Below are 804 nucleotides of genomic sequence, written 5' to 3'. Positions count from 1 at the left end.
AAAGTATCTCATCAAACCTAAAATATATTCTCAAATCTTACGATCTCATTTATTGATTATAGGAGCACCCTTAGTGCTAAAGACCCTAATGCCTTTGATAATAGCTATCAGCTTATTACCTCTGACGGCTTGCAAGCCTAATCCAGACATGCCCCATTCTGCGCCTGCTCAAACAGATAACACTGCGATTACAGAGGCCGCAACGGCAAAAGCACTGACCAAAGCGGTCGTATCTGCGTCTGAAAATCAGCTGACAAATGAGCTTATTTGTACAAGACTGAGTCAGACTATAAATAAGATCGATAATACGAGTAAAATTGAGGACATTTATGCCCTTGAGCGCCAATTAAACGCCTGCCTACCTATCGCCGATAACTCTGAGATATTAAAGTGGCTCACGGACTATCAAGCGATGTATGCTCGCTTTTTGTCCCTCGATCACGATATGGACGATGAAAACTTTTATACCATCATGAGCCTAGCAGAACAACACATCGAAGTGCCATCAAAATTCCTAAAAACGACCAGCCCGCGTTTGCGCTATCTGATCAAGCTGGTGGAGAGTGATGCTGAGGTGAGCGTACTGTATTTGGGAGAAGGCGAGTACCAGTTTCATCATGATCTGCAAGCGATGGCAGATATCTTTACTCCTTATCTGCCAAGCGATCAGACCAAGTTTGTTGAGCGTATGGCCATGGATAATCAACAGATATTTTGGTTCGATGCAGCGATTGCTTTTTCTTTTAATGAGCTGATTGAGCGCACTCTATTTTGGGAGGCTTATACTCGTCAGTATCCAGAGAG

1 pseudogene is annotated in these 804 nt (G+C 43.3%); it reads left to right on the top strand.

The window, feature by feature from the left end:
* Positions 1–73: 73 nt before the first annotated feature.
* A pseudogene (locus ACTXGO_RS15090) lies at positions 74–804 on the top strand (hypothetical protein); the annotation flags it as partial.

The organism is Psychrobacter sp. T6-1 (genome assembly GCF_052258445.1).
This window is presented reverse-complemented; position numbering and strand designations above follow the sequence as displayed.